We start from the raw sequence: 25,065 nt of genomic DNA, 5'->3' as shown, positions 1-25,065 counted from the left end.
GACACCTGCCGGGGTATGCGTGCTGCAGGCAGGTGCCAAATGCGGTCAGATTGTGGTTAGCTTCTCGGTAACGTCGGCGTAAAGCGCCTCGACCAGGGGCGTAAGCGCGTCGCGCCACCGTTGCCAGTCGTGCTGGGTGGGGCGAGGGGTGTCACTTACTTCCACAAATAATTCGTGCAGCGCGCGGTTTTCCGGCGGATACTGGCACGATTGTAAAAACGCAAGCTCCTGCAACAGAATGTCGCGGCGGTGGTACAAAAAGATGGGGACCAGCATGCGCCGCGTGGTTTTGAGTTTATTCTTGATGGTGCTTACGGCTTTGCGGTGAATTTCTGCGTTGTTGCGAAGAATGTAGTGTTTGGGTGGTGAAGTCGTTACAGTGCTCATGTGGTGGTGGTACTGGTAATACTAGCGATCATAAAAGTTAGATAATGCATGCTGATGGCACAAGGCGCCATTTTTGTAAGATAAAGATACCAAATCAGTTGACCTGACCCAAGCGCCCCCTGCCCGAAACCGTTCAGTGCGGGGAGCTAATCGGTAACCCGCTTCGCTTACCCGTTCAGTGGTGAGCCAGCCCGTGCCGTGGGGCGTGTGTCCTGCCGTACATCTGCTTCGAGTGTACGGGCTCCGAACGCCCGGGTTACTTCTTGCGTACTCAGAAAAGACCGATCTGCAAAAGCCCTCCGGCTAAGTAGCTGACGGTCATACTTTTTACCGCTCCACAATTCCTCAATCTTTTTACGCACCATGACGAATGCACCCCTTTCGCCGGACGAGCTACGCAAAATGGACGCCTACTGGCGGGCGGCCAACTACCTCTCGGTCGGGCAGATCTACCTCTACGGCAATCCGCTCCTGAAAGAGCCTCTCACCCTCGACCACGTCAAACCCCGACTGCTGGGCCACTGGGGCACCACACCGGGCCTCAACTTTGTCTACGTTCACCTGAACCGACTCATTCGGCAGCACGACCTCAACGTGATCTACATCACCGGGCCGGGGCATGGCGGGCCGGGCCTGGTGGCCAACACCTACTTAGAAGGAACCTACAGCGAATTATACCCGGACGTATCGCAGGACGAAGCCGGGATGCAGAAATTATTCAAGCAATTTTCGTTTCCCGGCGGGATTCCGAGCCACGTCGCGGCCGAAGTGCCCGGCTCCATCAACGAAGGAGGTGAACTGGGCTACTCGCTGGCGCATGCCTACGGGGCGGCCTTCGACAATCCCGATCTGCTGGTGGCCTGCGTGATCGGCGACGGCGAAGCCGAAACTGGAGCTTTGGCGACGAGCTGGCATTCCAACAAATTTCTGAATCCGGTCCACGACGGCGCGGTGCTGCCCATCCTCCATCTGAACGGCTACAAGATTGCGGGACCGACGGTGCTGGCGCGCATTTCACGCGAAGAACAGGACGCCCTGTTTCGGGGCTACGGCTACGACCCTCACTTCGTGGAAGGCGACGATCCGGAGACGGTGCATCAGCAATTTGCCGCCACGCTCGATACCGTCCGGGAAAAGATCTACCAGATTCAGCACCGGGCGCGTAACGAAGGCTTTGCGGAGCGACCGCGCTGGCCAATGATTGTGCTGCGGACGCCCAAAGGTTGGACCGGTCCGGCCGAAGTGGACGAAAAACCGGTGGAAGGGACGTGGCGGGCGCATCAGGTGCCGCTGTCGGAGCTGGCCTCGAAACCCGAACACCTGAAGCAACTGGAAGCCTGGATGAAGAGCTACCGACCGGAGGAACTGTTCGACGCGAACGGTACCCTGATTCCCGACCTGGCCGAACTGGCCCCTCGGGGCCATCGGCGGATGGGGGCTAACCCGCACGCGAACGGCGGTTTGCTGCTGAAGGCCCTGAAAATGCCCGACTTCAAAGCCCATGCGGTCGAAGTGAAGAAGCCGGGCGCAACCACGGCAGAGGCCACGCGGGTGATGGGTGGCTTGCTGCGCGACGTGATGAAACAGAACTGGGACCAGCGCAACTTCCGGGTGATGGGGCCGGACGAAACGGCCTCGAACCGCCTCAACGCCCTGTTCGACGTCACGGACCGGACCTCCACGGCAGCAATTTATCCTTCGGACGACGACGTCTCGCCAGACGGGCGGGTGATGGAAGTACTCAGCGAACACCTCTGCGAAGGCTGGCTGGAAGGCTATCTGCTGACGGGTCGCCACGGCTTTTTCTCCTGTTACGAGGCCTTCATCCACATCATCGACTCCATGTTCAACCAGCACGCGAAGTGGCTGAAGGTCACCCGCGAAATCGAGTGGCGTCGGCCCATTGCCTCGCTCAATTACCTACTCACTTCGCACGTCTGGCGGCAGGACCACAACGGCTTCTCGCACCAGGACCCGGGCTTTCTGGACCACGTGGTCAACAAAAAGGCGGACGTGATCCGCGTCTACCTGCCGCCCGATGCCAACACGCTGCTGTCGGTCACCGACCACTGCCTGCGCAGCCGCAACTATGTGAACGTGATTGTGGCGGGCAAGCAGCCTTCACCGCAGTGGCTCGACATGGACGCCGCCGTGAAGCACTGCACCGCTGGGTTGGGCATCTGGGCGTGGGCCAGCAACGACGAGGACGGAGAGCCGGACCTGATCATGGCCTGTGCGGGCGACGTACCGACGCTGGAAACCCTGGCCGCCGTCACCGTGCTGCGATCCCTCGTTCCCGACCTGAAGATCCGGGTGATCAACGTCGTCGACCTGATGACGCTCCAGTCGCCGGACCAGCACCCGCACGGTTTGAACGACCGCGACTTCGACCGCCTCTTCACGACCGACAGGCCCGTCATCTTCGCCTTCCACGGGTATCCGTCGCTCGTCCACCGGCTGACCTACAAGCGGACGAATCACAAGAATTTCCACGTCCACGGTTACCAGGAAGAAGGCACGACCACGACTCCGTTCGACATGGTGGTGCGCAACCAACTGGACCGTTACCACCTGGCCGGTAACGCCATCGACCGCCTGCCGCAACTCGGAGCGCACGCCGCCTACGCGAAACAGTTCCTTCGCGACAAGCTGATCGATCACAAAAACTACGTCACGCAACACGGCGAAGACATGCCGGAGATCAAAGACTGGCAGTGGAAATGAGTGAATGCGTGAATAGTGCGTGGAGTAGAGGCAGAGGGCATAGAGCAACGTGGGCAGTCTTCAGTAGGCAGCAAGCAGACGGCGAAGTGTGAAGTGCGAAGTTTGAGGTGTGAAGTGGCAGGGGGCTAAGCGCATAGCGAGGGCATGGAGCGTTTGGCGCTGAAGTAACGTGGTATCCATTTTGTCATCCTGTCAAGGATCTTTTTGCCACTGGAAAGGAGCTGCCTTCCGGTGGCGGATGCTGGCCTAGTTACTTCCAAGGCAGGGCTTTTCTCTTGCGTTACGCGTGCAACCTTTAACTTTCGAACCTTGAACTTTTTCGCCCGAAAAAGAACGGAGTAGGGAAGTGGTACCGGGCTACTCTACTTCATACCAGCCGATGTTGTTCCTATGTCCCAACCGTTGACGATTTCCCCCGCGCCTCCTCCGGCGTCGGCGTTGCAGGCCACGCCGACCCGCCTGGCTTCCATCGACATCCTCCGTGCTCTCACGATGGTGCTGATGATTTTCGTAAACGACCTTTGGTCGCTGCGCGATGTGCCGACCTGGCTAGAGCACGTGCCCGCCGGGGTGGACGGCATGGGCTTGGCCGACACGGTCTTCCCGGCATTTCTGTTCATCATGGGCATGTCGATACCCTTCGCCATCGCTAGTCGGCGGAAGAAGGGCGAGCGGGAGGGACGGCTGGTGCTGCACGTACTGAGTCGGACGCTCGCACTGCTGGTAATGGGCGTCTTTCTGGTGAACGGCGAAAACCTCCACGAAGCGGCCACCGGCATGCCCCGTGTGGTGTGGAATACGCTGGCATGCTTGTCGTTCATTCTCATCTGGCACGTCGACCGTCCCGGGACAAATCTCCGGGTACACCGAGGGCTGCAACTCGTCGGTGTCGCGATCCTGATGACGCTGGCGATCCTCTACCGGGGCGAGGCGGGCACTACCCGTTTCTCGACCTACTGGTGGGGCATTCTGGGCCTGATCGGCTGGTCGTACGTGGTCAGCGCCCTGGTGATGGTCGCGGCAAAAGAGCGCTTCTGGGTGCCACTGGTTGCGTGGGGCGTCTTCACGGGCCTGAGCATGCTCGCGAGTGCAGGTTTAGTACCAGACGGTGGAGGGTGGGACGTGATTCCGGGTGCGATTCGGGGCGGCACGCTCGTCGCGTTCTCGCTGGGGGGCGTCTTAACGACGCTGCTCTTCCAGTATTTTCAACGGCGACAGGCGATGCGAAACGCGATGCTCACCTTCGGGGCCCTTGCGCTGACGCTGCTGATCCTGGGGTTTGTGACCCGGCCGCTGTGGGGCATCTCCAAAATCGGAGCGACGGCGCCCTGGCTGTTCCTGTGCAGCGGACTGACCTTGCTGGCGTTCATGGCGGTCTATGGGCTGGTCGACGTGGCGGGCAAGGCGCGGTGGTTCCAGCCCCTCCGACCCGCCGGAACCGATACCCTCCTGTGCTACCTGATTCCGTATTTTGCTTACGCGTTCGTGGTGCTGCTGGGCATCCACTGGCCCGGCTGGATGCTGACCGGCGCGGTCGGTTTACTGAAAGCCTTTGCCTTCGCGTTGTTGTGTGTCGGCATCACGTACCTGCTGCGTCGCATCGGCATTCGCCTGAAAATTTGATCGAATCTTTATTTTCCGTTTTTCTCCTATGAACCCTCGATTCTCCCGCTCACTTCTTCTGCTTTTCTGGATCCTCCTGTGGGCCCGTCCTTCCCTGGCGCAGCTGCCACTCGACAGCCTACTGCTGGTGCGGGGCTTTTGCATCGGGAGTCCGCAGGCGGACGGAGTCGCTGATTTTGTCAAGTTCATCGACAACGAACTGGCCCCCCGGCAGGTGAATACACTTATTCTGCGGATCGATTATAACTACCAGTACGAGAGCCACCCGGAACTGCGGGACGAAGGGGCCTTGTCGAAGGCCGACGTGAAGAAGATGGTCGAGGCCTGTAAGCGCCACGGCATTCGGCTGATTCCGCAGATTAACCTGCTGGGGCACCAGTCGTGGGCGAGTAAGGTAACCAATCTGCTGCGCGTTTATCCGCAATTCGACGAGACGCCCGCCGTGCAGATGCCCGCGCACTACGAATGGCCGAACGAAGATGGGCTTTACTGCAAGAGCTACTGCCCGCTGCATCCGGACGTACACGACGTGGTCTTTGCCCTGGTCGACGAAATTACGGAGGCGTTCGAAACCGACGCGTTTCACGCGGGCATGGACGAAGTGTTTTACCTCGGCGAGGACCAGTGTCCGCGCTGTTCGGGCCGCGACAAAGCGGAGCTGTTCGCCGGCGAAGTAACGCGCATCCGCAACCACCTGGCCATGACCGGAAAGGAACTGTGGATGTGGGGCGATCGCCTGATCGACGGCAAAACGACGGGGCTTGGCATCTGGGAGGCCAGCTTCAACAACACTCATCGGGCCATCGACCTGATTCCGAAAGACGTGGTGATCTGTGACTGGCATTACGAACGGCCCGACCCCACCGCCGCTTACTTCGCGATGAAAGGCTTCCGGGTCATCACCTGCCCGTGGCGCAATCCCGACGTGGCCCTGGTGCAGGTCGACGACATGCTGCGGTTTCGTGCCGCTGCCACCGACGAGATGAAAGACCGCTTCTACGGGATGATGCAAACCGTCTGGTCCGGGGCCGACGATTTTCTGGACGGTTTTTACGGGCGGAAGAAAAGCAAGGAGGCGGATACCCAAACCGCCTGGAATACCTTCCGAACGATGTACACCAAAATCAATGCGCTGGACAAAGGGAAATGAGCGAATGAATGAATTATTGAATGAGTGAAGGGGGCGGGGGGCTTAGCGCGGAGAGCATAGGGCTAGAGAGTTTAAAGTTTAAAGCTCAACGCTTAACGTAAAAAGCAATAGTGACGCATCTGACTTTAAGCCTTAAGCTTTTAACTCAGAACTCTAAACGCATAACGCTAAACTTTCTAAAACCTGCAACCAAGAACTTCTTACCTTAACCGACTCACATTTCTCTCGTCTTCCGATGGTACGCTGGCGCTGGTTTTGGGTGGGGTACTTGATGCCGCTGGCGCTGGCGGCGCAGCTTCCGGCCATTTCGTTCGAGACCATTACGACGGAGGACGGCCTACCCAGCAATCTGGTGCTGTCGGCCACGAAAGATCACCAGGGCTTCATGTGGTTCGGGACGCGGCGCTGCCCGGTGCGTTACGACGGCAATACCTTCCGGCCTTTTCTGGAACCGGAAACCGAACTGGTGTCGGGGCTGGCCGAAGATTCCAGCGGCCGCCTGTGGGTTTCGACCGACCTGAACGGTGTCTGCACGATCGACCCGATCACCCTGCAGCTTCGGCCCGTGCCGAGCGCGCAACCGACCCCTGCCCCTCAAACCGGCCACTTTTTCCGGGCCTCGGATGGCTACGGGTGGTACGGCGACTGGTACGGCGCCAACCGCATCAACCTTACCACGGCAGAGGTACGCCACTATCCGTTCCGGCCGACCAACTACGTGATGGTCAAAGCCTCGTTTCTGGAAGATCGGGAGGGAACCGTTTGGGTACTCGGGGCCGACAACGGCCTGTTTCGCTACGACCGGGCGGCCGATACGCTCGTGTGTGTGCTGGGGCGGGATTGTCCTGATACCACGCGTCGGCTGGAAACCGTGTTTACGCAGGGGTGTGTAGACCGGGCGGGTCAGCTCTGGATCGGCACGCAGCGGGGTGGGTTGCTTCGGTACGACCCCCACACCGACGACTACGAACTTTTCCCGACCGATCCGGCCGTCTTGTCCGTTGCCGAAGGAGAAGACGAAAACGGTCGGCCGCTGTTGTGGGTTGGTGATGACGAAGGCTTGAGCGTGTTCCGGCCGGAACAGGGGCAATTCTACCGCTTTCCGGATCTCTTCCCCGACGCTTACAGCGTCAACGCCCTCTACCGCGACACGACCGAAGGCATCGTGTGGGCTTGCACGTCGGAAGGAATTCTGAAATACCATCCGCGCAGCAACCTGATTCAGACCATCCGCCTGCCGGAAGGGCTGGTCGACATGCCCGTCACCGTCACGACGATCGTGCAGGACCAGGCGGACGCAGATGTCTACTGGCTCGGGTTGTCGCACACCGGTATGGTGCGGTGGCATCGCCCCAGCAATCAGTTTTCGCTCGTACGTTTTCCCCCGGCGGGCACCGCACCGGAAACGCGGTGGATAGCCCAGCGCGACGACGGCACGCTGTGGATTGGCGTGAACCAGTGGCACTACAACGGGCCGGGCCTGCTGGTGTACGATCCGGCGTGCGCCACCTTTCTGGAAACGCCGCTGTCGCGCCTGGCGAACCGGTACTTTTCGGTGGCCTTTTTCATGTACGGATTCTTCGATCCGCAGCAGCGCCTCTGGATCGGCAATTCGGACGAGGGGATTCACGTGCTGGCCGAAACGGCCGACGGTGAAGCGCAGGAGGTGACGCCCTGGAGCCAGGCACAACAGCAGGAACTGTTGCAGCACAACAACCTGATTAACGACCTGCTGCTGGACCGCCGGGGGGGCGTCTGGCTGGCGACGTACAACGGCATCTACCTGGCCGACGAAGCCCGCCGTCGTTTCACGCTGTTTGATTCGGTCGGAGGGGACTACCCGACGGTCAACACGCTGTTGGAAGACCAGAAAGGCCACCTGTGGGCCGCACGCTGGGGCGCGATTACGGAAACCGACACGAACGGCCGACGCCTCAGCCAACTGACCACGGCGGGCGGCTTGCAGGACCGTGAGAACCGGGGACTGGTGGAAGACCGGTACGGCCACCTGTGGATCGGGAATTACGAGGGGCTGCACGCGTACCGGACCGATACAAAACGCCTGTTCCATTTCTCCGTCGGTGACGGTTTGCTGAGCAACAACACGATGGACCGTCTGTTTACCAACCGGGCGGGCGATGCACTTTTGATCGGGCAGAAAAACGGGTTCAACGTATTGCGGGTCGACCTGCTCCGGCAACCGTACCCGGCGCCGCCGCTGGCCGTGAGTAGCCTCAGGGTGCAGGAACAGGAACGCCCCTTTTTAGGATCGACACCGATTCACCTGAAGCGTTCGGAAAATGCCTTTTCGGTCGATTTTGTGGCTCTCAACTATCCCAAGCTGCCCACCAACCAGTACGCCTATTACCTCGAAGGGCTGGAAACCGACTGGAAGTACAGCGGCCCGCAGCACCTGGCGTCGTACACCAACCTGAGCCCCGGCCCCTACACGCTGCACCTGAAAGCGGCCGACGCGTTCGGCAACTGGAACGACCAGACCCTGCAACTGCATTTTCGGGTGGCCCCCGCCTTTTACGAGACATGGACGTTCCGCCTGTTGGTGGTGGTGGCCGTGCTGGGCCTGCTCTACAGCCTCTACCGCTACCGCATCAACCAGCTCCTCCGGCTCCAGCAGGTCCGCAACCGCATTTCGGCCGACCTGCACGACGAGATCGGCGCTTCGCTCAGCGGCATCAGCATCATGGGTACCATGGCGCGGCAGCACCTGCCCACCCCGCATCCGTCGGTGACCTTTCTGGAGCGGATTGTGGACGATGCCCGCCAACTCAGTACCTCGCTCGACGACATTGTGTGGAGCGTCAAACCCGAAAACGACGCGCTGGCGCACCTCATCGCCCGCATGACGCGCTACGCCTCCGAGCTGCTGGAAGCCAAGGGCATCGACTACCACGTGCAGGTGCCGGAACAGGTCGACCACCTGACGCTCTCGATGGAACAACGCCGCGACTTTTACCTGATTTTCAAAGAAGCGCTCAACAACCTGGTGAAGCACGCACAGTGCAGCTACGCGCGGATTGAGATTCGTGTCGATCGACAATCACTCCACCTCGCGATCCAGGACAACGGGATCGGGTTCGACCTGAATGCGCCCTCTGAAAAGGCCCGCGAACGCAACGGATTGGGCAACCTGTACCAGCGAGCGCAGCAATTGAACGGCACGCTGCGCATCGACTCGGCCGTGGGAGAGGGCACGCGCATCGCCCTGACGTTTCCGGTGTGAGGGGAAGTGATCCGATGACCCAAAAGGGTTATTGACCGCTGTCCTAAAATCTTCTTCCTTTGTACGAACGTCCTAACGCCATCACGGTCATGCCTCCGATCCGCGTATCCCTTTACGAAGACAACGATAAGTTGCGCGGCCTGCTGGAACTGATGATCGGCACGACCGACGGACTGGTCATGGTCGGCGCTTACCCCGATTGCCGCACCATCGTGACCGACCTGCAACAGCACCCGCCCGACGTGGTGGTGATGGACATCGACATGCCGGGATGCAGCGGCATCGACGGGGTGCGGATGGTCAAAGAATACGACGCCCGCATTCGGGTCTTAATGCACACGGTTTTTGCCGACGACGAAAAGCTGTTCGCCTGTCTCAGCAACGGGGCCAACGGTTACCTGCTCAAAAAAGACTCGTCCACCCAACTGATCGCCGCCATCCGCGATGTCTTCGAAGGAGGCGGTCCGCTCTCGCCCGGCATTGCGCGGCGCGTACTGGAAGCGTTCCACCAACCCCTGCGCGCCCCCGGTGTCGAGTACCACATCACCCCCCGCGAACGGGAAATCCTGGAACTACTCGCGCGTGGGTTTACCTACCGGATGATCGGCCTGGAACTGGCAATCTCGACCGAAACGGTGCGCCGTCACCTGAAGAACATCTACCAGAAACTGCACGTGCAGTGCGGCCCCGAAGCCGTGGCCAAGGCCATCCGCGAACGAATCATCTGATGGATACGTGTGGCGCTTTCATCTCCTAATAACTTCTCTTCTCCTTTTCCTCTCATGAAACGAAATCAGTTTGTGCGGACGCTGCTGGCGGCGTTTCCGGCTACGGCGTATGCCTCCCGGTGGAACTTCCGCGGGCAGAATGCTAAAGGCTTCAAAGTAGCGGCGGGCGAGGGACGGTACCACGGCCACATCCTGTTGAAAGGCGTGAACGCCAACGTGCTGGACGTGAAAATCTCCGGTAAAGACACCGCCGGTGCGCTGGCCGTTTTCGAACAAACGTCACGGTCGCCAGGGCGGGGCACTCCGCTGCATGTGCATCTGGAGCAAGACGAGATTTTTTACGTGCTGGCGGGCGAGTACCGCTTTCGGGTCGGTGACGACGTATATGCGCTCCAAGCAGGCGACAGCATTTTCCTACCCCGCCGTGTGCCCCACGCCTGGACACAGGTGAGTGCGCGGGGCAAAATGACCGTACTCCTGCAACCTGCGGGCCAGCTCGAAGAATTCTTTGTGACCCTGGCTTCCCTCCAATACGAACCTACGCCCGACGAAATCGCCCGGATTTTTGCAGACCACGGTATGCAAGTCGTAGGACCGCCCCTTTCGCTCGACTGACTCGCCGCTATACGTGCCGCGCGCTTGCCCCTACCGAGGGGTCGCCCAACGTGTGTGTAAAGGGTTATTGCGCTCCGTGGCGTATCGCCTCATTTTTACAATTCCAGCCGCACCGAAAAAAACGAGGTGCGATCTTCCTCTCCCGTGCTATGAAACGTGTGTGCCGACCGCCTTTTTTGTTGCGAGGGCTGTGCCTGCTGGCCGGGTTCGGCTGGCTGATCGGGTGCGCCGGCATTTTCGATTTACCCGAACCCCTGGCCCCGCCGCGGGTGGTGAGCCTCATGCCCGATTCAGGAGCCGCCGGCACCACGGTGGTGATCGGGGGAGAACAGTTCAGCACGCAACCCGACCTGAATCTGGTGCGCTTCAACGGCAAGGTGGCTACGCTGCTGGCCGCCACCGCCACGCAACTGACGGTCGTGGTGCCTGAGCACGCCGGGTCGGGTCCCGTGGAGGTCGTGGTCGGACCCAAAGCGACCGACGGCCCGCTTTTTACCTTCTTTGAACGTCCGGTTATTCAGCGCATTGAGCCCACGCAGGGCGCACCCGGGAGCTGGGTAACGCTCTACGGACAGTATTTCGATACCATCGCTGCCCAGAACACGGTAGCCTTTGGCGGCCAGATCGGTACGGTCGATTCCCTGGCGACCGATACGCTCCTCCGCGTCGCCGTTCCGGCCGACGCAGCGACAGGGCCCGTTTCTGTCACGGTCCATGGCATCACCGGTATAGGTCCGCAGTTCACCGTCCTTTCTTCCTCCCTCGACTCGGCCCATACCGTGATCTCCATTGACCCCACCCACGGCAGCGCCGATACGGTGGTCACCATCACCGGCAAAAACTTCAGGCCCGTGCCGGACGAAAACCTCGTGCAATTCAACGGTACCCCGGCGCCGGTCCTCACCGCCACTTCCACGCAACTAACGGCGCGGGCACCGGCAGGGGGGACGACGGGGCGGGTGAGCGTCACCATCGATGGCAAAACGGCGAACGGCCCGGTCTTTACCTACGAGGACGATACGCCGCTACTCACCATCAGCCACTACGACCCCATCGCCGGTTCGGTGGGCGATGGAATTACGATTGTCGGGACAAATTTCGATCCCGAGCCTGCGAAGAATCTGGTCCGGTTCAACGGCACGGCAGCAACCGTGCAGGAAGCCTCACTCACGTTGCTGCGGGCCGTTGTGCCTCCGGGGGCCACTACCGGACCGATCAGCGTCACGGTAGGAACCCAAACCGCCACCGGTCCCGAGTTCACCGTCGTGGACGAGGCACTGACCCTGACTTCCTTCGCGCCGACCAACGGCCCTGTCGGTACAACGGTCACCCTGACCGGCACCGGTTTTGGCAGTGATACCAACGCTCTGCACGTCGCGTTTAACGGCGTAGTGGCGTCCGTAACGTCGGTGCAGCCCACGACCCTCACCACCACGGTCCCGCAGGGTGCCACGACCGGTAAAATCGCCGTGACGGTGGGCAGTCAGACTGTGTACAGTACCTCCGATTTTACCGTGATCGTCCCGAGACAATGGGTCTATACGGGAAGTATGAACCAGGGGAGGTCTGAGCATACCGCCACTTTGCTTGCCAACGGCAAAGTGCTGGTTACCGGGGGGTATGGTATCCAGGACAACACGAGCGTTACGCTCACCTCCTGCGAATTGTATGACCCTGCCACCGGCCAATGGACCACAACGGGATCGTTAGTGGAAGCTCGCTTCCGGCATCAGGCGACATTGCTGGCGGACGGGAGAGTGCTGGTCACCGGGGGCAAAGACTACCCGGCTGGCGCTCTATACAGTTGCGAATTGTACGACCCCGCTACCGGGCAGTGGAGTGTAGCGGCACACATGCTTCAGAACCGGGTGCTGCACAAGGCCATTCTGCTGGAAAATGGCAACGTACTGGTTGTGGGAGGTAGTAATGAAGCGTATTACGGAGTACAATCCACCTGTGAACTTTATGACCCGACCACCGATAGCTGGACCGCCACCGGCTATCTGCCGCAAGCCAAAATCGGCTTCGGCCTTTCCAGGTTGCTAGACGGAAGAGTGTTGGCCACGGCTGGGGAGACTAACGGCTACAATGGCTTTACCGGTACCTGCTTCCTTTTTGATCCGGCCACCGGCCAGTGGACCGCCACCGGGTCGCTGGCATCGGTACGAAGTTCCTGCCAAACGTTTACCCAACCTAACGGCAAAGTATTGGTGATTGGCGGGTCTGGCGGTGCCAATATCAGTGTCTATGGATGTGAGCTGTACGATCCCAACCAAGGCACTTGGTCGCCTTCGCTTTCGCTGCTGTCAGGGCGTTACCAGGCTTTTGCGAGTGCCATGTTTCCGGATGGATCTGTCCTGGTAACCGGAGGCGTCAATAGCGGCAATGCGGTGGAGTTGATTAGCCTGAAGTCCGAGTTTTCCCTCAACGAACCCGGCATGTTGCAAGTCAGAGCTGCACACACCGCCACCGTGTTGCCGGATGGAAAAGTATTGGTCACCGGCGGGGGGTATGTTGATCGTAGCTGTGAAGTATTTACCCCATGAACCAGATGGCCAAGAAGCTGATGAGAAAAATGGATCTCTTCGTAGTAGCGGGAGGAATTGCCTGGATGCTTTGCCTGCCGAGAGGACTACCGGCGCAGGACCTGGCGACGCTGGGGCAACAGAAACCCCTGACTCTCACGGGAGGGCTGAGTGTGCGCACCGTTTTCTACCAGGCCCACGGCATCGAAGCACGGCGGAAACCCTTCTCGTACGTGGTGTCGGGTGCGCCGGTGTTGAGCGTCTACGGCTGGAGCATTCCGGTCTCGTTCGTTTTTTCCGAACAGGAACGCAGTTTTCGCCAGCCCTTCAACCAGTTCGGGATGAGCCCAACCTACAAATGGCTGACCTTCCATGCGGGGTACCGAAACCTGCAGTTTTCGCCCTACACGCTGGCCGGGCATACGATCCTGGGCGGAGGCGTGGAAGCCACCCCCGGGATTTTGCGCTTCGGGTTTGTGTACGGTCGCCTGCAACGTGCCACGGCCGTCGACACCACGTCGGGATCGTTGGAGCCGTTCGCCTACACGCGTCGCGGCTACGCCCTGAAGCTGGGGATCGGGAAGGGGGGGCGGTCGCTGGATTTTTCCCTGATGAAAGGCAAGGACGACAGCACCAGTGTAGAGCACGCCCCGCTGATGTCGTACGCGTTGAATCAACGCCCCGTCACCCCCGCCGAAAATACCGTGTTTGGCGTCTCGGTCCGGTTGCCGTTTCTGCGCACCTTCTTTTGGGAAGCCGACGGCGGCCTGAGTTTTTACACCCGCCACCTGGGTTCTTCCGTCGCGCTCGATAGCGCAGAAACCCTGCTGCCCAGCCTGTTGACCCATACGCTGGGGCGGCTGATGCACATCAACGGGACCAGCGAGTTTTACAGCGCCTACCAGACGTCGGTAGGGTACCGGGGCAAAGGCTTCTCGCTGCGGGTGCAGTACCGGCGCGTCGATCCGGGCTACCAGTCGATGGGGGCGTACTTCTTCAATAACGACGTGGAGAACCTCACCCTCGCGCCTTCTTTCGTAATGCTCAAGCAACGCGTGCGGTTCAGCGGCAGCGTAGGCGTACAGCGCGACAACCTCCAGCAACAGAAACAGGCCACCAGCCGCCGGGTGATCGGTGCGGCCAACCTGTCGGCCGACATCACGGAACAACTGGGCCTGGACATCAACTTTACCAACTTTTCTACCAACCAGCGCGCCCGGACGATCCTGATCGCCGACAGTTTCCTGCTGGCGCAGACCACCCGCAATCTGTCGATCACGCCGCGCTACATCGTCACGCACGAAACGACGAGCCACGCCCTGATGCTTTCCTACAACCGCACCTCCCTGCTGGATCAGAATCCCCGCTCGGAAGCCGACAATACCCTGCAATCCAGCAACGCCTTCCTGAACTACCAGCTGACGTTCGTGCAGCGAGGATTATCGCTGTCGGCCAACCTGAACCGCACCCAATTGAAGCGGGCGGCGGGTGTGGACGGGAACCGGGGCGTGACGCTCAACGCCTCGCAACGGCTGGCCGATAATCGGCTTTCGGTGGGCGTGAATGCTTCGTTTCTGCGCAGCCTCCAACAGAACCAGCCCGGGAAGATCCTGAACCAGGGAGTCCGCCTCGACTGGCAGGCCCACCCGATGCACCGGTTCAATGCCCTGGTGAACCTGATCGGCAACTACCCCGATGCACCGACCGCCGAGTCATACAACCGCCGCTACACCGAGTTCCGGGGAGAACTGGGTTACCATTTCAGTTTTTGAACGCCATGAAAAATGCATTGAGGAACAACGTCGGGAATCTTAACCCACGCCGCACCACCCGTTTGATTCTGCGAACACTTCGGCTCTGCGTAGTGACGGGATTGTTTGCGTCGCGTTGGATGACCGCCCAGGCACAAACCGAAGTCACCGCTACGATCCAGGTGCTGCCGCCGTATTCCACCAAACTGGCCGACTACGCCGACCATCCCGAACGGACCCTCCTGACCCTCCGCAACACCACGCCGCAGACCCTCCAGGTGCAACTGCTCGGCACCATCACCGGCGAGAACGGCATCGTGCTGCGCACCGCTCCGCAATTCAAATCGCCACAACCGCTGGAGCTGGCTCCTTTCGAGGTCAAAAGCCTGAATGGGGACGCGTTTCGCGATCTCTACGACGTGGACCGGCTGCAACTGGCGGGCGTGACCAGGCAGGAGTTGGTACAGGGCAACGGACTGCCCGAAGGAATTTATACGGTGTGTGTACAGGCTGTGCAGTACCAGACGGGCGAGCCACTTTCGCTGGAGGCCCCGATGGGGTGTAGTAGTCCGATTCAACTGACGAACCTGGAGCCCCCGTACCTGATCAGACCTTTTTGCGGAGAAGATACCATCCGGGGCTTCACGCCGCAGAACCTGCTGTTTACGTGGTCGTTCCCGGCCGGTGCGCCCCCTACGACCGAGTACACGCTGAAGGTGGTGGAGATGATCGATCCGACCAAGAACCCGAACGATGCGTTTCTCTCGGCCACCACACCCGCCTTTTTCGAAGAGACGGTTAGGAGCAACGCCTTGCTGCTGGGACCGGCGCAACCCGCTCTGGTGTTCGGGCGGCGGTACGCCTTCGCCGTGACGGCCAGCGATCCGTTCGGGCAGGCCGTCTTCCGCAACGGCGGCCGTAGCGAGGTCTGTTCGTTTGTCTACCTGGGCGCGACGATGCAGACGCTCTCCGCGTCGTTGCCGGAAGGAGTCGCGGCGGCTCCGGCCGGACCGGCCGTGTGCGCGTGTCAAGCCCCATTACCTGCGGGAAGTGTGAACCATGCCGGGGTGAAGGTGGGCAGTAAGGTGCAAGTCGGCGCGTTTGAGATGACTGTGGTGCGCGTGACGCCCGACGGCAACAAACTCAGCGGCGAAGGCAAGATTCCCATGCCCCTGGCCAACAGCCGTTTGATTCCGGTGCGGGTGCAGTTTTCGGAGATGCAGGTCAACGCCGAGAACCAGATGCTCGCGGGTGTAGTACAGGCGCGGGTTAAAGCCGACGTCGATTTCCTGCCCAGCGCTCCGGCCCCCAACCTGAGCGCCATTCCGTTCAGTTCCAGCGACATCGACCAGTTGGGCAGCTACTTTGACCGGAACCGGGAGCAACTCGTGTCCAGCCTGACCAGCGCTACTGACGCGGCCGGATTCGACTTGCCGCTGGGCCTCGACAAATCCGTGGGAGGCATCGGGACGGTAGTCGCCATCACCGGCGCGACCTGGACGCCCACGCAGGCGACGTTCGATGCGGCCACGGTGGTCGATCTGGTCGAGGCGGGCATGAAAGCGGCGTTCGGGGCAAAAGGCGTCTGTTTGGAGGCATCCCACTTGTGCGGACAGGGCACCCTGTACCTGGCGCAGGACTTGAACGTAGCCTCCACCGGACTGGTGTTGAAAGGGGCGGCCCCGACGTTCGCGACGCCCGCCGATTCGGGCACCTACGTCGTCTTTGACCGGGAAGGCTTCCAGCAGTTGCGCATCCGGGCCGACTATGCGTTGCCGACCGATCTTTTTTCCAACCAACTCGATCCCGGGCAACCCGTGGTCACGACCTTGCTCGCCACCACCACCTCGTGGAGCGACTGGCTGGCCGCCGTCACTTTCGATCCGTTTACCCTGGCGGGGAACACCGATTTTGCTTTCTCGCTCCGGCCTGGCACGGTGGGCATCTACGACCACTCTTCGCTGAAAAATCCGACGGGCCTGCCGGTTATAGCCGAAAAGCCCAACCTGACCACGCCCGACTGGAACGGCATCTACCTGCCCGAGGTGCTGGTGGACCTGCCGCCGTTTGTTAAACAGATCAACAGCACGACCCCCGTCACCGCCACGGCCAATCACCTGATCATCGATGGAATGGGACTGACGGGGGCTGTGCAGGCCAATAACCTGCTGGCTCTGGGCGACGGCAGCCTCGACAGCTGGTACTACTCCATTGACCACCTGAACGTCACGTTTCTCAACAATTCGTTCAAGGAAGGCGGCATGGCCGGGCGTGTGCTGCTGCCCCTGTCGGGAGCGAACGTGAACGACCCGACCACCCAACTTAACTACACCTGCACATTAAGTCAGCCGGGGGCGGGACCCGTGGGATTTCAGTTTGTGATGCAGCCCAAAACCGACGTGGCCGTGCCGCTGTGGGTAGCCCGGATGCATCTGTTGAATACGTCGAATATTCAAGTTACTGCGGGCGGCGCAGGAAATGACTTTCTGGCCCGTGCCGTGCTGAACGGCAGTGTCGACCTCCACGCGAACCTCAAACCCGTGGCGGAAATCGACTTCAAGGCGGTGGAATTTGAAGAGTTGGTGGTGCAGAGTCGTGCGCCTTACGTGCAGGTCACGACCTTCCGGGCCGGACTGGCCAGTCCGCAGAAGTCGGTGGGTGATTTCCCGGTTTCACTCAAAGATCCGCAACTGCTGGCCTCGACCGAAACGATCGGCTTGCGCTTTGCAATGGACGTCGAACTGGCCGATATGCCCACGCTGCCCAGCGCCTCGTTTCAATTCGACCTATTGGGTAAAATCCGCCTCCAAAACGGACGACCCGATTGGGGATGGGAACTGCCGGAGGTCAAGGCCAGCAAAATCGCGTTGGATGGTCCCGTCGGGCCGGTCAATGTCAACGGATTCGTCGAGTTTTTCGACGAAGATGCCACCTACGGCAACGGTGTGCGCGGGGCCGTGAAAGCCACCATGCTGAGTGGGTTAGCCATCGACGGCAACGCGCTGTTCGGGCGAAAAGGCTTTGCCTACTGGTACGTCGATGCCCGCCTGAAACTACCGCCACCAGGCCTTCCGCTGGCGGCACCGCTGCCATTGAGCGCGTTTGGATTCGGGGGGGGCGCGTATTACAACCTGCGGCAAAAGCCCCTGCCTTCGCCTAAAGAATTGTTTGACCAGAACTTCACCGCGACGAGTCTGTACGAGCCCGCGCCGGGTGCTATCGGCTTCAAGGCGTCGGTGATCATGGGCATCAGCGACGGGCAATTGTACCAGGCCGAGGGCACCCTGGAGGCCACGCTCAACCACCACACCATGGCCCTGCAACTCCTGAAGATCGACGTTCGGGCGGCGATGCTGGCTCCGCTGATGCAACCCGAACAGGCGGTGATCCGGGGCGTGGGCATTGTGCAGTACGATTTTGCGCACGACGTCTTCGACCTGACCACGTCCATGCAGGTGGCGCTGAAACCAGATGGCGTACCCCTGATGGAGGGCGTCGGTGGCTTTGCGCTGCACATCAACGGCGGTACGGGCGAATGGTTCATGAAGATGGGTGATCCCGTGCAACCCAACGAGCTTGTGCTGCTCGATTTCGCCAGTTTCAAGTCGTACTACATGGCGGGCTCGTCGCACCTGTTGCCCGGCATGCCCGAGCCGCCGCAACAGGTCATCGAACAGACCGGGTACGTCAGTTCCCGCCCGTTCTATTCGTCTGGGCAGATGCAGGGACTGAAGCTGGCGTTCGGGGCCAGCATGCAGTTCACCGATAAAGGGCCGTACGATTTTACGTTCCTGATTTTCTACGCCAAGGTGGGCGCGGGCATCGGGTTCGACGTGGCCCTGCAACAGTACACGGTAGGGTGCGACGGGTCGGAAAACCTGCCCGGCATCAACGGCTGGTACGCCAACGGGCAGCTCTGGGCGTGGCTTTACATCGAGGCGGGGCTGGACGTAGACGTCTGGTTTTTCTCGGGACGTGTCCCGGCGTTTAAAATCGCGGCGGCGGCCTTGCTGCGGGCGGGGTTGCCCAATCCGGTCTGGTTCGAAGGGTGGTTTGGTGGGGAGTACAGCGTGCTGGGAGGGCTGATTTCGGGGCATATGCGGTTCAACATGAATTATCCGAAAAAGGGAGCTACGTGTGTACCGGAAGCCAATCCGTTTGCGGGCGATCCGCTCATCAGCCAGATCAACCCTACGGGGGCGGGCATCTCGGTGATGGCCAATCCGCAGGTGGCGTTCAACTATCCGGTGGAAGAAGACCTGTTCATCGAGATGTACAACTCGCAGGGCGATCCGGTGGTACGTCAGTTCCGGTTGTTCATCACGCAGTTCCAGGCTGTCAACCTCACCACGGGCGCACCGATGTACGGCAACCAGCTGATATCCGGCGACCATTACGCTGCGACGTTGTTCACCACGACCGCGCTCGATCCGCAGACCCGCTACCGCATCGAAATCAACGTGAAAGTGCAGGAGTGGCTGCCCGACCAAAACCGCTACGTCGACTACGTGTTTCGCAATGCGGTGGTGCAGCAATTCGACGACCGGACGATCTTCAGAACCGGCGATTGCATCAAAACCTTGTTCGAGCGGGGGGTGATGTTGGCCTCGTATCCGTTCAACAAACAGCGCTACCTGTTGCAGGACGAATCGCGCGTCGGGCGGATCATCCTCCAGAAACCTATCCCCTGTCTGTTCGGTGACAATACCTACGAACTGAAGGCGCTGTTCATCTCCCACGGCGCGGCCGGTCGGACCGAACAGGAGGTGCCGGTGCAGATGGTCGCCGGTGGGCAACAACTCGCGTTCGCTATCCCCACGCTTCCCAACGACGCCATCACCGAGTTGCAGATCATCCAGCGCATCGTGCCGAAGCCGCTCCTCAGCGTGCTGGCCAATGCCACGCTCCTCACGTCATTTAAAACCCGCAACCTGTACGCAACTCAGGTCACCAGCGCCCTGCGGCAGGATGAACTGTACCTGAACCAGAGCACCGTCGTGACGCGACAGACCTCACTGTCCGGCTTATCGCTCACCAACAAGAAGATGGCGGACGTTAAAATCTACAGCTACTACTTCAAGACCAGCAAGTTCAACACCCTGGAAGAGAAAGTGCGGAATGCCAACTCGGGCGTTATCGCGACGCGCAAAGCGTTTGGACTAGCCGAAAGCTACGATATGCAATTCAACGCGGCCGAGGGGTTCGACGAGTACGATGTATACGGCGGGCGGTTTCAGAATTCCGGCGGCATGCAGTTTTCGATGGCGCCGCTCGTGTTGCTGACCGAGACCGACCGCTGGTACGAACGCTATGCCCGCGACTATCTCTACCGCAGTTACTGGACCGCCCTGTTCGGCGGGTATTACGGCATCAGCCTCGCTTACATCCGCGACCTCGTGTTGCAGGGCGCGCCGCCGACGGTGCCCGTTTCACTGACGTACCCCGATCCGCCCTTGACGGCGAACGAACTGTTCCAGGTACGGCCCATCGGGGACGTGCTCGGCCGGGCCATTGATCGCCAATTTCAACTACGCATGCCATGAACCTATTCTTCAAGCTTTGCGGGGCGCTTGTTTTCGGCAGCTTGGCCCTGACCGCACCGGTTTCGCTACGAGCGCAATTCATTACAAAATTACCCTCGAATGCGGCGGTGGGGCTGGTCAATCCCGGCAGTACGGTGAAGCAGATTCCGACCTACGTAAGCCTGGGCGGAGGAAAACCGCTGGTGAGTCTGGGCAGTTTGCCCGTGGTGAGTGGGGTCGGTTTTATGCCGGAAGTCGTCAACATCTACCAGTACCCGCTGGACAAATCGTGGCACGTGAGCCATAACGTTCCGTTCGTAATCGCCTTCGACTACGGCTACCTGAAAGCGCGCATGGCAGCCGCCTACGTCGAGAATCCCGGACTGTACTGGAATGGTTCGGACGCGTTTAAACAGGCCTGCGACATTCTGGAGCTGACTGAGTTTATTCCGCCCTCGGCGTGGGCAACGGTGAGTTGCAACCTGGAGTTTCGGTTTGCCACCCCGGACCTGCGACCGGGCCTCACGCGTGCTCCGGAAGCCTGGCGGTATCCCGTCCGGGGGACGAAAAAGTTTCTGATTCAGTAAGCGTATCAGCGGTGGAGACTGGAATCGAATCCAACCCAAACTCTACTGTCTTCCGGCGAGAATCTGCCAATCAGTAATTTGTCAATTTGAAATTTGTCATCTGCAATCAAAATCACCATGAAACGATGGAGTTGGCTTCTCTTCTGCCTGGTTAGCGTCAACGGGATGACTCAGTCGCTCTCGGCCCTGCAAGATTCCGCGTTGGTGGCCCCGCCGCGTGCGTTGTACCTCGTGGCCCGCAACTACGGCGATTCGGTGGTGTTGCGCTGGGCACCGCGGCAGGCTGTGCTCTGGCAAGGCGCGAACCGGGCGGGCTATGGGGTGCGTCGCCTGGAGATGCGGGATACCACGCGAGCCGAACGGCAAACGCCCGTGTCCCTTACGTCGTCGCCCCTGCGGCCCTGGACCCTCGACGAGTGGAAGGCGCGGGCGCGACCCGACGACACCCTGGCGGCGCTGGCGGCACAACTCCTGTACGGCAAAACGCCTTCGCCGCAGGACCCCAAGCACGGACCCAACTGGCAGGAACTGATGGACGCCAAGTACGACCAGGACAACCGCCACGGCTTTGCCCTGGCGCTGGCCGATCAGTCGGCGTTTCTGGCCACGGGCATGGGGCTGCGGTGGGTCGACCACACGGTGGAGAAGGGTAAGTCGTACGTCTACTTGCTGCATACCCTGGCCGACCCTGCGGTGTATCCGTCCGATACGGCCGCGGTGTTTGTCAACACCGCGGTACGCGACCCGCTGCCGGGCATGCCGCCCGTAACGGTGGAACAGGGCGACCGGGAAGTGAAATTCTCGTGGGACCGGGCGCTGGCCGGACGCTTTTTCACCACCTACTTCTACGAGCGGTCGGACGACGGGGGGAAAACCTACCGCCGCCTGAACCGACAGGGGTTTCTGCAACCGGTCCATGGCCAGCAAAACCAGGCCACTGTGGCCCCGCCGCCCATTGTGCTGACCGACTCGCTGCCCGAAAACTACCGTCCGTATTTCTACCGCATTGTGGGGGTGACGCCGTTCGGGGAAGAAGGGCAGCCGACCGATCCGCTCCCCGTCATGGGCCGCGACCTGACCCCACCCGCACAGGCCACCGGAGTCCGTGCGGAAAACCTCAACGGCAACGACGTGCGGATCACGTGGGAGATGCCGAATCCATCGCCCGACCTGATGGGCTACCTGGTGGCCCGGGGACAACAGGCCAGTGGCCCTTTCGAGCCGCTGCATCTGCACATCTTGTCCAACACAACGACGGCGTTTGTCGACACCGGTGCCGTGGCGTGGGGCACCAACTATTACGTGGTCGCGGCCCTGGACACCGCTCAGAACTCCGCGCTCTCGATCCTCGCCTACGTAGTGATGATCGATTCGATTCCTCCACAGGTGCCACAGGAAGTAACGGGCCAGGTCGATACGACCGGCATCGTCACCCTGCGTTGGAGATTAGGGCAGGAGCCCGACCTGATGGGCTATCTGGTCTACTACGCCAATGCCGCCGACCATGCGTTCACGCCCCTGACCGAAGATTTTCTGGTCGATACCACCTTTACCGACAGCATTTCGTTACGCACCCTGACCGAGACGATCTACTACCGCGTGGTGGCTTACGACCTGAACCGCAACCCGAGTGCGCCTTCCGTCCCGCTGGCGTTGCAGAAGCCCGACAAGCTGCCTCCAGTTGCCGGGGTGTTCACCCGGTTCGAGGTGTCGGATACCAGCGTGGTGCTGCACTGGAACCCCAGCAGCAGCGCCGACCTGGCCGAACAGTGGCTCTACCGCCGCGCCGCGCCCGACACCGTCTGGCAGGAGTACCGGCAAATCACCCACGCAGATACGGTATTTACTGACCGACACGTGAAGGCACGCTCCTGGTACGAATACCACCTGGTCGCGGTGGACGACGCCGGGCTGCGCTCCGAGCCTTCGTTTCCAATCCGAGTGCGCGTGTATGACTCCGGACGGCGGAATGATGTTGAAGCGTTTTCTGCCCGGCCCGATCAGGAAAGTAATGGCATTCGCCTGTCGTGGAAACCTCCGGCAGGGGAGGGATTTCGCTACCTGTTGTATCGTGCTTTCAACGGGAGCGGTTTCCTGATGTACCGTTCCCTCACGGCCGATCAGTTGACCTTTACCGATCCCAATCTCTCGCAAGGCACCTATACGTACGCGCTCAAAGCCCTCTACGACGACGGCGGTGCATCGCGCCTGGCCGAATCGGCTCCGTTGCATTGGAGGCCCTGACCCGTAGCGTGTTCCTGCCTGTAGAAAGACTGGCTTTTAGGACGTTAAGGGAGGAGCGGGCTTTCGTGCGGAGCTCATTCGCTGGGCAATGACGCTGACCACCAGCAGCTGAAACGCGTGGTAAAACATCAGCGGTACCAGAAAAATACTCGCACTGGCCATCTGGGTAAACAGGACGTTGGAGAACACCGTGCCGTGTACCAGCGATTTTTTAGAGCCGCAGAAGAGGGCCGTAATTCTGTCGTCGCGCGTGAATCCCAGCAGGCTGGTGAAGACATAAATGAGTCCGTAAACGGCGCCGAACAGCGCAAACGCACTGCAGGCTACCACGCCCAGCGACACAAGGTCGATGCTTTGAAAAACGCCCGTGGTGAACGACTCGCTGAAGCTGTTGTAGACAATCAGCAGAATGATCGATTTGTCGAACAGGTTGAGCTGTTTTTTGTAGTGGCTGGCCCAGGTGCCCAGAAAGCGGTGGAGCAACAATCCCAAAAAGACGGGCAGCAGGATCTGCACCAAAAGTTTGACTACCACATCGCCGTAGTCAAACCCGGCCTGCGCACCTTGCAGGAACAGACTCATCCAAAGCGGGGTGACCACGATGCCGATCAGGCCGGAAATGCTGGCGTTGAAAATGGCTGCCGGAATGTTGCCCTCGGCAATGGACACCATCACGACCGATGACGAAACCGTGGAGGGAAGCGCGGCCAGAAAAAATACCGCCAGCCATAACAATTGCCCTTCTTCGTGCGAAATCAGCGGGCGAAACAGCAGCACCAGCAGGGGGAACAACAGGAACGTAGACGCCTGGATGAGCAGATGAAGCTTCCAGTTGTGCAGTCCCTCTTTCATCTTGCGGGGGCTGAGTTTCAGGCCGTAAAAGAAAAAAATACCGGCGACCCCGTAGGTGCTGATGGCTTGCAGAGGCAGGAAGTCCCCCAGGGTGGGGATCAGATAAGCAAGCACAATCATACCCACCAAGGCGATGATAAATCCGTCCAGCTTGACGTTCCTCATAAAATGGTAATCCTAGTCTAAACGTGAGTGCTCCGGGTACCCTGTCAACCCTGTTGCATGCGTGGTGTGGCGCGCAGAAATCCACGGGGAAGTGTTGGCGAAAAAGCGTTGCAAATTAAGGCGTAACGCGCGAACGGTCAGGCATCAAGGCGTTTTCTCGCACATTTGGCTCAAAATATCCTGCCCAAATATTACGTTCTTTGAGAAGCTTCGAAAACAGGGGGCTTCTGGTCGCGTACCTGGGGGCTAACGCCGCTCAGCACCACCGGAGCGGGCTTTGGTGGAATCCACGGCACTTTTGGGCCCGGCCCACTGCTGCACTGAGAACGTAACGTAACCCTGAGAAGCGCAGCGAAAGGGCCTAAAAAGGCTAAATGGCCATTTTTTTGGGAATGTAACCTTGCTTCAAGATTGTGTTCAAATTTTTAAGGATGCATTAGGTATGATGGCAACATTTTATATTAGTGCTCAGAAATTGCTAATGTTCAGGCTGTTACAACCTGCACGGTCATTTGCTTACAAAATTTACACTATATGATTCTGTTTCAGAAACCCTATCTCACCCTCGAACTTGTTGAATCGTCAGGTCTGCTGATCCAGCACTGGAAAGGTTTTGCGACCTCACAACAATTTCGGGAAGGCATTGAAAAGTCGATCGAAGTTTTTCAGAAGGGGAAGGCCGACAAGCTGATCAGCGATACGAAAGAAGCAGCAGTAGTGAAAAGAGAAGACACCGACTGGGTGGCCAATATCGCTACGCCGAAGCTGGTGCAACACGGGCTACGGGGAATGGCGTTTGTACTGCCTACCAGTGCGTTTACCAAAATTTCGGTGGGAAACTTCCAGAGCCGGGCCGACGAAATCCTGAAAATTCAAAATTTTGATAATCTGGACAAGGCCAAAGAGTGGCTGAACAGCATCTAGTAACGGAGCTCCACATAGGGACGATAT

The 25,065-nt window shown here is 59.8% G+C and carries 14 protein-coding genes; 12 read left to right on the top strand and 2 right to left on the bottom strand.

Annotated elements, in window-relative coordinates; all coding sequences use genetic code 11:
• Positions 1-45: 45 nt before the first annotated feature.
• On the bottom strand, positions 46-387 hold the full coding sequence (locus tag BLR44_RS24565; RefSeq protein ID WP_089687207.1) for a hypothetical protein: 342 nt from the start codon (positions 385-387) through the stop codon (positions 46-48).
• Between the two features lie 363 nt (positions 388-750).
• On the opposite strand from BLR44_RS24565, the gene BLR44_RS24560 reads away from it, so the two are divergent.
• From BLR44_RS24560 to BLR44_RS24510, 11 genes are all read left to right on the top strand, one after another.
• Positions 751-3,111 carry a phosphoketolase family protein gene (locus BLR44_RS24560; protein WP_089687205.1) on the top strand — a complete coding sequence of 787 codons (2,361 nt, stop codon included), beginning with the start codon at positions 751-753 and terminating at the stop codon, positions 3,109-3,111.
• A gap of 390 nt (positions 3,112-3,501) precedes the next feature.
• The gene (locus BLR44_RS24555) at positions 3,502-4,734 is read left to right on the top strand and encodes a heparan-alpha-glucosaminide N-acetyltransferase domain-containing protein (RefSeq protein WP_089687203.1); all 1,233 of its coding nucleotides are present in this window, start codon (positions 3,502-3,504) and stop codon (positions 4,732-4,734) included.
• A 28-nt stretch (positions 4,735-4,762) separates the two neighbouring features.
• Positions 4,763-5,884, top strand: a complete 1,122-nt coding sequence (locus BLR44_RS24550; RefSeq protein WP_089687201.1) for a family 20 glycosylhydrolase — start codon at positions 4,763-4,765, stop codon at positions 5,882-5,884.
• A 235-nt stretch (positions 5,885-6,119) separates the two neighbouring features.
• The gene (locus BLR44_RS24545) at positions 6,120-9,125 is read left to right on the top strand and encodes a sensor histidine kinase (protein WP_089687198.1); all 3,006 of its coding nucleotides are present in this window, start codon (positions 6,120-6,122) and stop codon (positions 9,123-9,125) included.
• A gap of 59 nt (positions 9,126-9,184) precedes the next feature.
• Positions 9,185-9,853: a response regulator gene (locus tag BLR44_RS24540; protein WP_089687197.1), complete on the top strand. Its 669-nt coding sequence runs from the start codon at positions 9,185-9,187 to the stop codon at positions 9,851-9,853.
• Positions 9,854-9,907: 54 nt separating this feature from the next.
• Complete coding sequence (locus BLR44_RS24535) at positions 9,908-10,468, top strand: cupin domain-containing protein (RefSeq protein WP_089687195.1); 561 nt, start codon at positions 9,908-9,910, stop codon at positions 10,466-10,468.
• A 149-nt stretch (positions 10,469-10,617) separates the two neighbouring features.
• On the top strand, positions 10,618-13,014 hold the full coding sequence (locus BLR44_RS24530) for an IPT/TIG domain-containing protein (RefSeq protein WP_089687193.1): 2,397 nt from the start codon (positions 10,618-10,620) through the stop codon (positions 13,012-13,014).
• 29 nt (positions 13,015-13,043) lie between these two features.
• Complete coding sequence (locus tag BLR44_RS24525; RefSeq protein ID WP_218127177.1) at positions 13,044-14,765, top strand: hypothetical protein; 1,722 nt, start codon at positions 13,044-13,046, stop codon at positions 14,763-14,765.
• Between the two features lie 5 nt (positions 14,766-14,770).
• Positions 14,771-20,287: a hypothetical protein gene (locus BLR44_RS24520; RefSeq protein WP_143017460.1), complete on the top strand. Its 5,517-nt coding sequence runs from the start codon at positions 14,771-14,773 to the stop codon at positions 20,285-20,287.
• Entirely contained in the window at positions 20,284-20,853 is a 570-nt protein-coding gene (locus BLR44_RS24515; RefSeq protein ID WP_089687187.1) for a hypothetical protein, read from the top strand. Before BLR44_RS24520 ends, BLR44_RS24515 begins: the two co-directional genes overlap by 4 nt.
• Before the next feature lie 117 nt (positions 20,854-20,970).
• A complete protein-coding gene (locus BLR44_RS24510) occupies positions 20,971-23,097 on the top strand; it encodes a fibronectin type III domain-containing protein (protein WP_143017459.1) in 2,127 nt (708 codons plus the stop codon).
• A gap of 36 nt (positions 23,098-23,133) precedes the next feature.
• Here the strand turns inward: BLR44_RS24510 and BLR44_RS24505 are convergent, their stop codons facing one another.
• Positions 23,134-24,114: a bile acid:sodium symporter family protein gene (locus BLR44_RS24505; RefSeq protein WP_089687183.1), complete on the bottom strand. Its 981-nt coding sequence runs from the start codon at positions 24,112-24,114 to the stop codon at positions 23,134-23,136.
• A 534-nt stretch (positions 24,115-24,648) separates the two neighbouring features.
• On the opposite strand from BLR44_RS24505, the gene BLR44_RS24500 reads away from it, so the two are divergent.
• A complete protein-coding gene (locus BLR44_RS24500; protein ID WP_089687181.1) occupies positions 24,649-25,038 on the top strand; it encodes a hypothetical protein in 390 nt (129 codons plus the stop codon).
• Positions 25,039-25,065 lie beyond the last annotated feature (27 nt).

The sequence above is a fragment of the Catalinimonas alkaloidigena genome (genome assembly GCF_900100765.1).
Classification (GTDB): Bacteria; Bacteroidota; Bacteroidia; order Cytophagales; family Flexibacteraceae; genus Mooreia; species Mooreia alkaloidigena.
Note: the sequence above shows the minus strand (reverse complement) of the source record. Positions and strands in the feature narration are given on the sequence as shown.

Coding starts and splice junctions, on each gene's coding strand:
- BLR44_RS24525 (WP_218127177.1), top strand. CDS start 13,044: ATGGATCTCTTCGTAGTAGCGGGAGGAATTGCCTGGATGCTTTGCCTG.
- BLR44_RS24500 (WP_089687181.1), top strand. CDS start 24,649: ATGATTCTGTTTCAGAAACCCTATCTCACCCTCGAACTTGTTGAATCG.
- BLR44_RS24535 (WP_089687195.1), top strand. CDS start 9,908: ATGAAACGAAATCAGTTTGTGCGGACGCTGCTGGCGGCGTTTCCGGCT.
- BLR44_RS24515 (WP_089687187.1), top strand. CDS start 20,284: ATGAACCTATTCTTCAAGCTTTGCGGGGCGCTTGTTTTCGGCAGCTTG.
- BLR44_RS24560 (WP_089687205.1), top strand. CDS start 751: ATGACGAATGCACCCCTTTCGCCGGACGAGCTACGCAAAATGGACGCC.
- BLR44_RS24510 (WP_143017459.1), top strand. CDS start 20,971: ATGAAACGATGGAGTTGGCTTCTCTTCTGCCTGGTTAGCGTCAACGGG.
- BLR44_RS24545 (WP_089687198.1), top strand. CDS start 6,120: ATGGTACGCTGGCGCTGGTTTTGGGTGGGGTACTTGATGCCGCTGGCG.
- BLR44_RS24520 (WP_143017460.1), top strand. CDS start 14,771: ATGAAAAATGCATTGAGGAACAACGTCGGGAATCTTAACCCACGCCGC.
- BLR44_RS24555 (WP_089687203.1), top strand. CDS start 3,502: ATGTCCCAACCGTTGACGATTTCCCCCGCGCCTCCTCCGGCGTCGGCG.
- BLR44_RS24530 (WP_089687193.1), top strand. CDS start 10,618: ATGAAACGTGTGTGCCGACCGCCTTTTTTGTTGCGAGGGCTGTGCCTG.
- BLR44_RS24565 (WP_089687207.1), bottom strand. CDS start 387: ATGAGCACTGTAACGACTTCACCACCCAAACACTACATTCTTCGCAAC.
- BLR44_RS24505 (WP_089687183.1), bottom strand. CDS start 24,114: ATGAGGAACGTCAAGCTGGACGGATTTATCATCGCCTTGGTGGGTATG.
- BLR44_RS24550 (WP_089687201.1), top strand. CDS start 4,763: ATGAACCCTCGATTCTCCCGCTCACTTCTTCTGCTTTTCTGGATCCTC.